The sequence below is a fragment of the Gordonia sp. (in: high G+C Gram-positive bacteria) genome, from assembly GCF_049299075.1.
GTDB lineage: Bacteria > Actinomycetota > Actinomycetes > Mycobacteriales > Mycobacteriaceae > Gordonia.
In genome coordinates, this window is the sequence record NZ_JBAQWU010000234.1 from 1 (window position 1) to 7,923 (window position 7,923).

The 7,923-nt window shown below is 66.1% G+C and carries 10 protein-coding genes; 6 read left to right on the top strand and 4 right to left on the bottom strand.

All coding sequences use genetic code 11. The annotated features are described in order from the left end of the window. Both WAW85_RS07320 and WAW85_RS07325 read right to left on the bottom strand, forming a co-directional pair. Positions 1–1,177, bottom strand: a 1,177-nt coding sequence (locus WAW85_RS07320) for a M1 family metallopeptidase (protein WP_422558968.1), incomplete at its 3' end; no start/stop codon positions are given. A 34-nt stretch (positions 1,178–1,211) separates the two neighbouring features. Next, entirely contained in the window at positions 1,212–1,694 is a 483-nt protein-coding gene (locus tag WAW85_RS07325; protein ID WP_422558969.1) for a hypothetical protein, read from the bottom strand. An 89-nt stretch (positions 1,695–1,783) separates the two neighbouring features. Between WAW85_RS07325 and WAW85_RS07330 the strand changes: the two genes are divergently transcribed. Next, positions 1,784–2,395 carry a DsbA family protein gene (locus WAW85_RS07330; RefSeq protein WP_422558970.1) on the top strand — a complete coding sequence of 204 codons (612 nt, stop codon included), beginning with the start codon at positions 1,784–1,786 and terminating at the stop codon, positions 2,393–2,395. On the opposite strand, the gene WAW85_RS07335 is transcribed toward WAW85_RS07330, so the two are convergent. Then, positions 2,392–3,405, bottom strand: coding sequence for a M48 family metalloprotease (locus WAW85_RS07335; protein WP_422558971.1), 1,014 nt, complete (start codon positions 3,403–3,405; stop codon positions 2,392–2,394). The genes WAW85_RS07330 and WAW85_RS07335 overlap by 4 nt on opposite strands. Before the next feature lie 22 nt (positions 3,406–3,427). On the opposite strand from WAW85_RS07335, the gene WAW85_RS07340 reads away from it, so the two are divergent. The 3 genes from WAW85_RS07340 to WAW85_RS07350 are packed head-to-tail and all read left to right on the top strand — an operon-like array spanning position 3,428 to position 5,645. After that, on the top strand, positions 3,428–3,898 hold the full coding sequence (locus tag WAW85_RS07340; RefSeq protein WP_422558972.1) for a ribose-5-phosphate isomerase: 471 nt from the start codon (positions 3,428–3,430) through the stop codon (positions 3,896–3,898). A 12-nt stretch (positions 3,899–3,910) separates the two neighbouring features. Next, positions 3,911–4,726, top strand: coding sequence for an Fpg/Nei family DNA glycosylase (locus WAW85_RS07345; RefSeq protein WP_422558973.1), 816 nt, complete (start codon positions 3,911–3,913; stop codon positions 4,724–4,726). A gap of 58 nt (positions 4,727–4,784) precedes the next feature. Continuing rightward, complete coding sequence (locus tag WAW85_RS07350; RefSeq protein WP_422558974.1) at positions 4,785–5,645, top strand: cutinase family protein; 861 nt, start codon at positions 4,785–4,787, stop codon at positions 5,643–5,645. Between the two features lie 106 nt (positions 5,646–5,751). Here the strand turns inward: WAW85_RS07350 and WAW85_RS07355 are convergent, their stop codons facing one another. Next, entirely contained in the window at positions 5,752–6,447 is a 696-nt protein-coding gene (locus WAW85_RS07355; protein WP_422558975.1) for a L,D-transpeptidase, read from the bottom strand. Positions 6,448–6,668: 221 nt separating this feature from the next. Here WAW85_RS07355 and WAW85_RS07360 point away from each other — a divergent pair, with 221 nt between their 5' ends. Both WAW85_RS07360 and WAW85_RS07365 read left to right on the top strand, forming a co-directional pair. Then, a complete protein-coding gene (locus WAW85_RS07360; RefSeq protein ID WP_422558976.1) occupies positions 6,669–7,418 on the top strand; it encodes a hypothetical protein in 750 nt (249 codons plus the stop codon). Between the two features lie 14 nt (positions 7,419–7,432). Beyond that, a partial coding sequence (locus tag WAW85_RS07365; RefSeq protein WP_422558977.1) for an ABC transporter ATP-binding protein occupies positions 7,433–7,923 on the top strand: 491 nt, incomplete at its 3' end.

The following is a 7,923-nucleotide window of genomic DNA, read 5'->3' on the forward strand; positions in this document are numbered from 1 at the left end:
GTTTGAGCACCGACGCGCCCTTGGCGTAGGTGATGCCGTCGAAGTTCACCTCGACGGCCTGCAGATCCACCATGTCCGCGGCGATCGGGTGCGTCGAGGGCAACTGGTCCTGCCGGTAGGCCCACGATTTCTCGACGTTGGCAAAGGTGGTCCACGCGTTGGTGTACTCGGTGGCGTCGACCTGAGCCAGCACCGACGCGAAGGTCGCGAACGACTCGTTGAGCCACAGATCGTCCCACCACTGCATCGTGACCAGATCGCCGAACCACATGTGTGCCATCTCGTGCAGGATGGTCTCGTTGCGGCGCTCATACAAGTATCGAGTGACCCGGGACCGGAAGACGTAGTCCTCCAGGAAGGTCACGGCGCCGGCATTCTCCATCGCCCCGGCGTTGAACTCGGGGACAAACAACTGGTCGTACTTGCCGAAGGCGTATGGCACACCGAAGGTGCGGTGGTAGAAGTCGAAGCCCTGTTTGGTCTCGGCGAATAGGCGCTCGTGGTCCATGAACTCGCCGAGGGACGCCCGGCAGTACAGACCCAGGGGGATGGTGCCGTGCTCGTCGACGTACTCGTCGGTCCACTCCGCGTACGGTCCGGCGATGAGCGCGACCAGGTAGGTGCTCATCACCTCGGTGGTGGCGAAAACGTGCTGGCGGCCGGTGGGCACGTCGGTCGAGGTCTCGATGCGCTCGTTGGAGATCACCGTCCAGTTCGCCGGAGCGGTCACGGTGAGTGAATACGTCGCCTTGAGGTCGGGCTGATCGAAACACGCGAACATGCGTTTGGCGTCGGCGGTCTCAAACTGCGAGTAGAGGTACACCTCGCCGTCGGCCGGATCGACGAACCGATGCAGGCCCTCACCGGTGTTCGAGTACGCGCAATCGGCGACCACCGAGAGAACGTTTTGTTCGGCCAGGTCGGGCAGCGCCAGGCCGACGGACTCGTCGTAACCGGACACGTCCAGGTCGGTGCCGTTGAGATTTGCCGACATCACCTGCGGCGCAACAAGTTCGATGAACGACGACGATCCTGGCGTCGCGGTGAACGTGACCACGGTGTGCGAGCGGAAGGTCTGCTCGCTGGTCGTCAGGTCCAGGGTGATCCGGTAATTGTCCGTGGCGATGGTGGCGGCCCGCTCCTGGGCGGCCGCGCGAGTCAGGTTCGGTGCAGTCACCCTGTCGACTGTAGTGGTCCGCTGACGGGGGCGGTCAGGGCGCGGCGAAAGTACCGACACCCGGCAGCGCAGGTTGGCCAGCATTCGGCGAGTAACTCGAACCGCGGATCCACGAGACGAATGCGATCTGACCCGAACCGGTGGTTGCCTCGGTGCGGACCTTCGTCGGATTGTTGAAATGCGGACACGGCTTGACGGTGAAACCGCCGCGTTGGCCGGTGCTGAGGTTCATCCAATCGACCGTGACCAGCATTCCGGCAGCCGATGACGAGCAGACCGGTGGCGTTGCGGGTGCGGTGAAGGCGGTAACTCCCGGTGTCGCGGTGCTATCGGCGGTGACACCGACGAACAGCGGACCGGGAACCACGAGGCCGCTGACCTGCAGACCGGAGGAGGGTAGCTGCGTGACGGGCAAGGGGGCGGCGGACGCCAGACCGGTGGCGGCCAGGGCGGCTGCGGTCAGGGTGGCTGCGGTCAGGCCGAGCGCAGCCACGGCGGACGTCGTTCGGCGCGGCATGATTCCTCGTTCCTAATGTGGACAATTCCGACCTGTGTCCCACCGTAGGTGTCCGCCGCGCCGATCTCAAGGGTGCTATGAATGGGAGCATGGCTGATCGCGATCGTGTGGATTTCTGGTTCGACCCGCTGTGCCCCTGGTGTTGGATCACCTCGCGTTGGATCCTGGAGGCCGAGCAAGTCCGGCCCATCGAGGTGAACTTTCACATCATGAGCTTGTATGTCCTCAACGAAGGAAAGGACGTGTCGGACGGCTATCGCGAGATGCTGAGCCGGGCGATGGAGCCGGTGCGGGTGCTTGCCGCCGCTGCCGATCGGCACGGCGACCAGGTGCTCGCCCCGCTGTACCTGGCGATGGGCACCGAGATCCACACCCTGGGCAAGGGCGCCGACTACGGCACGGTGATTCCGACCGCGCTCGCCGCTGCCGGACTGGAGGCCGACCTGGCCCAGGCCGCGACGTCCACCGAATACGACGCCGCCATCCGGGAGAGTCACCACCGGGGCATGGACCCGGCCGGCGACGACGTCGGCACGCCCACCATCCACGTCAATGGCGTGGCATTCTTCGGCCCGGTGCTGTCGCGGATCCCGCGCGGCGAAGAGGCCGGCGGAGTGTGGGATGGTGTGGTCGCCCTCGCCGGATACCCGCACTTCTTCGAGCTCAAGCGCACCAGGACTGAAGACCCCGGATTCGGCTAGAAACGGGGCGGAGGCACCAAACCGTTGGGCAGACTGCCCGGCGGCACCTGATCGAGTCCCGGTGGGGTCGGCATCGGGAACACATTGCCGCTGCCCACCCCGCGAGTCGTGGTCGTAGGGCGGCGGAACAGCGCGCCCGCGCGGGTGCGGTCGCGTAGCGCGGCGGCCCGCCAGGTGAGCACCGGGTGCGTTGAGAGCAGATTCACCACGGTGACGAAGAAGCCCTTGTCTCGGACGGCCCGGTCGGCGAACTGATCGAAATCGACGGCCGACAGCATGTACTTGCCGGCGGCCATCACACCGATCGCCGGTGGCGCACCCGCCGGATGGGTGTAGTACCCGAAGTTGTCGGCGGTGTACTCCTGGGTGCGCGACAGCGTGGTCCCGAGGATGGGAATCGACATCAGGGTGCCGGTGAACAACTGGCGCCAGTACGACGTGTGCCCGGCGGCGATGTGGCCGACCTCGTGGCCGATCACGAACTCCAGGGCCTCCGGGCTGCGCGCCGTGCCGCCGACCTCAAACAGATCCGAGAAGATGACGATGTAGCGGCGGAAGCCGTGTCCCGAGGCGAAGGCGTTGATCGCGCCGTTGCCGTTCACCACGTACGCGTCGGGTACGTAGTGCAGTCCATAGCGGGCGGCGGCCTCCACCATCATCCGGTAGCCCTCGGGGAACTGCGTGGGCGACATCTGCACCGCCCCCACCCGCTGCTGCGCGTACATCAGACCGCGGGCCACGAAGACGATCAGCGGTAACGCGAGGATCAGCAGGAAGTAGTCGCTGATCGAGCCGATCGCGACCAGCGCGATCACCGTGGCGTAGCCGATGCCACTGATCAGCAGGATCAGCACCAGCATTGGAATCTCCCACGGGTGTCGCCGCGGCGCATGGGAGTAGGCGGCCGGCGGCCGCCAGACGGCATCGGGGCCGGGATCGTAGGGTGGCGGCGCGATCACTTTGGAGTCGGGCAGGCCGGGAACGGAGGGGATGGGCGCGTGGGTGTCCACCCCACCAATCTATAGTGACCGCATGCGGATTTATCTGGGTGCCGACCATGCCGGATTCGAGCGGAAGAACGAGATCGTCGAACACCTCAAGGCCAATGGCCACGAGGTGATCGATTGCGGTGCGCACGCGTATGACGCGCTCGACGACTACCCGCCGTTCTGCATCGAGGCCGCAGAGCGGGTCGTCGCCGATCCGGGCAGCCTGGGCATTGTGCTCGGCGGCAGCGGCAACGGCGAGCAGATCGCCGCCAACAAGGTCAAGGGCGCACGGTGTGCGTTGGCCTGGAGTGTGGAGACCGCGAAGCTGGCCCGTGAGCACAACAATGCCCAGCTCATCGGCCTGGGCGGCCGTATGCATTCCGCGGAGGAGGCATTGGCCATCGTCGATGCCTTCGTTGCGCAGCCGTGGTCGAACGAGGACCGCCACCAGCGCCGCATCGACTTGCTGGCCGACTACGAGCGCACCGGCGAGAACCACCTGCCCAAAGCCTGACCGGAGCCACGCGTGCCTGAGGGTCATGCGCTGCACCGGCTCGCCGACCGCCAACGGCAGCAGTTCGGCGGCCAGCGCGTCGCGCTGAGCAGCCCACAGGGGCGCTTCGGCCCGGAGGCGGCACTGCTTGACGGCCTGGTCTTCGCTGACGCGCAGGCGTGGGGGAAACACCTCGTCTACCGGTTCGACGACGGCGATGTGGATCGGCGGGCGCCGCACCTGGTGCACATCCACCTCGGCATTTACGGTGCCTTCACCGAAGAATCGCTGCCTATGCCCGAACCCATCGGGCAGATCCGTTTGCGTATGGTCGGCGAGCACCTCGGCGTGGATTTGCGTGGCCCGAACGCCTGCGAGCTCTATACAGACGATGATCTGGTTGTGCTCCGCGCGCGGCTTGGCCCCGACCCGCTGCGCCCAGATGCGGATCGGGAGATCGCGTGGGACCGGATCCACCGTTCCCGGCGGGCCATTGGTTCATTGCTGATGGATCAGCAGGTGATCGCCGGGATCGGCAACATCTACCGGGCCGAGGTCCTTTTCCGGGCCGGGATCGACCCGCTGCGCCCGGGCACGGCGATCAGTCGCACCGAGTTCGATCAGCTGTGGGCCGACCTGGTAGATCTGATGCCCGTGGGGATGGCGACCGGATTGATTCATGTGGTCCGACCAGACGACGACCATGGTGCACCGGCCTACGCGCCCAACCGTCCGCGCACCTACGTCTATCGGCGTGCCGGTGATCGGTGTCGGTTGTGCGGGACTCCGGTGGCGGTGACGCAGATGGAGGGACGGAACCTCTTCTGGTGTCCGGCATGCCAGATCTAAGCTGGATTCATAGACATCACTCAGCTGTCTCCCAGTCGGTGTCGGCAGAGTCGGAGACATGACTCAGCGCGGCGCGAACACCTCGGTGACGGTGCTGGCCGTCGGTGGTACGGGGGAGTCGTACCCGGGAGATACGCGGACGGCGGTCACCGGCATGCTGTCGGCAGTCACCGATGAGCTCGACGACCGGTTTGCGGCGCGCTGGATTCCGTATCCGGCCAGCTACGGACCGGTGCCGCGACTCGACGGCGACTGCTACCGCGAGAGTGTGGCGAGCGGCGTCGCCGCGCTGCGTGGGGCCGTCGAAGGTGCGGCGGCGGAGAATCCGGGCGGTGCGATCATGCTGATCGGCTACTCGCAGGGCGCGGTGGTGATCCGCGCGCTGCTCGGCAACCCGGCGAACGAGCCACTGCTGCCGGCGATCACCGCCGTCGGCTTTGTCGCGGACCCGCACCAGCCGCCCGACGTCGTCGATAGCTGTGCTGGCTGGGGAGTAGCGGGTCCGGGCCCGGAGCTGCCCGGGGAGATTCCGGCCCATTGGGTGGGTGCGGCCGACGACGTCATTTGCAACGCGGGTCCGGATTCCTTGATCCGGGACGTCGCTGACCTGACCGGTGTGCTGTCGGTAGGGCGCCTGCGCCACTGGTTTGGCGATATGGTCGGCCGAGTTGTCGGCGCCGATCTGCAGAATGCGGCCCGGACGCGCTTCTCGCCAGCCCAATGGCGGCGCGACGTGCAGCGGGTCGCCTCAGCGGTCCGGGAGGTGCGCGGCTACCTGCCGTCTGGCGGGCGGCACGTTTCCTACTCGGATGAGCCGTACCGATCCGCGCCGCTCACCGATCCCGAGTCCACCGGCTGCCAGGTGCTGGCGCATTGGCTCCAGGTACAGGCGACGCTGGGGGCGCGACCGGCCGCCTGAGTTAGTTTCTCCGATAAGCGCGGCTTCTCCGATAGGCGCGCGGATGCGAAACGTGGCCCCTTCCGAATACGGGAGGGGCCACGTTGCGGGCGTGATCAGTTGCGCTCTACGGGGTGCGCGGCGTCTTCCAGGTGCCGCCACCGACGGTGCCCTTGACGACAATCGCCGATCCGGTACCGATGTTCTCGTATACCCAGCGGCCGTTGTCGGTGCTGACGTTGATGCAGCCGTGGCTCACATTCGTGACACCCTGGCTCTCGACCGACCACGGTGCGGCGTGGATAAAGATGCCGCCGTTGTTCATCCGGACCGCGTACTCGACAAACGTGCGGTAGCCTTCCGGGCTGTCGATCGGCACGCCGTACGTCGAGGAGTCCATGTACATGGAGCGATGCTTTTCCATGGTGTGGTAGGTGCCGTTCGGGGTCGGATGCGCATCCGAGCCCATCGAGATCGGCATCGACTTGACGAAGTTGCCGTCCTTCCACCAGTAGATGGTGTGATTGCTGTCCTGCGCCAGCGCGATCCAGCCGGTGCTGGTACGCACGTTGGGCATCGCCGGAACACCGGCCTGCTGCGGCGTAGACGGCTTCGGCTGCTGTTGCTGCGGTTTGGTCGGCGGCGTCGGGACCTGCAGCCCCGGCAGGTCGGGCACCTCGATGACCGGGCCGTTCGGCCAGACGGTGACCGGGCTGGCCTGGGCTGCGGCCGGAATGGCCAGGGCAGCTGCGGAGACCCCCACCGCGATGGCGGTGAGGCGGGCAGCGATAGTACGTCGGCCCGAAGACTTGGCTGAAAACACGTGTCAAAACCTTCGTTCGTAGTCAAAAAAAGCGTCCCCCCAACAGACGCACGAATCCATCGTTACATAACCGTTGCCATTCGGCCAGCCGCGGGAACCGGTCGTGTCCGGCAAATGCCAATAAAGGGCCAGGTCGCGCCGGGTCTGCATGAGTGAGTTGACTCACTGCGGTGGTGGTGGGGCCTTGTGCTCCCGGTGGAACTTAGGGAAGGCTAAGCAGCATGAGTGAGCAGAATGACACGATCTCTCGGGCGACGGTGCTGACCGCAGTCGGAGCATCGGCCGTGGTGACGGCGCTGATCCTGAGCATCGGCGCGCTCGGCCTCTGGTTGTCCGGCGCGGGCGTCACCGGCCAGTCGGCGGCACCGTCGACGGTGGTCAACCTGGGGGCGGCACACGTGTCAGCTCCGGTTGCCCAGGCTCCAGTTGCCCAGGCTCCGGTTTTGCAGGCTCCAGCGCTGTCCGAGCCTGCCGTTGCGGTGCCGTCCACGGCCGGCGAAGCCGCCCCGGTCGAACCGGGCACATCCACGACGTCGTCGACGACGACCACGCAGCGACGATCGCCCACCTCGATACGCGAAGCCAAGCAGGCGGACCTGCAAGTGCCTGCCGAGCGGCCCACTGCCGTCGATCTGGAGTGGCAGTTCGCCGCCTTCTGGAACCCGCGCATTGCGATCGGTCCGAAACTGGCGGTCACCTACAACGGGCAGAGCGCGGCGGTCCGTAAGCCGCTGGAGCAGGTGTTGGCGTCGAGTCAGACCTACGACTTTTTCTCCATGCGCGGCAGTGCCACCGGTCCGCCCCGGATCAACGGTGAGCGCATGTCGATCACCTTCCGGGGCACCATGGCCGGCTTCCCGGTTCAGCAGACGAACTACTACTACATCCGCGACGGCGGGCTGTGGAAGTTCGACTGGAAGCGGATCTGTGCGGACATGCAGTGCGCGAACAATCCGAACTTCGGCTACTGAGCTGAACTGCTCCCATGATCGAAATCTCAGATGTCAGTAAGACCTTCGGCGACAAGGTCGCCGTCGACGATGTCTCCTTTATCGCCGAGCCGGGCACCATCACGTACCTGCTCGGACCTAACGGAGCGGGTAAGTCGACGCTGCTGAACATGGTCGCCGGTCTGTCGGCGCCGGATGTGGGCGCCGTGCGGATCGACGGTAAGGCGCTCGGTGAGCATCGCAAGCCGCTGCTCACCGTCGGATTCAGCATGACCAGCGGGCGGGTCAATCCGACGCTCACCGCGACGCAGCAGTTGCGCTGGCAGGCTGATCTCGGTGGCGTCAGCCGCGATATGGTGCCGTGGGCATTGCGGCAGGTGGGTCTGACCGAGGTCGCCGACCGCCGCGTCGGCAAGTTCTCGCTGGGCATGCTGCAGCGGCTGGGTTTGGCGTCGTCGTTGCTCGGCGACCCGGACAATCTGGTCTTCGACGAGCCGTCCAACGGTCTCGATGTCGACGGCGTCCT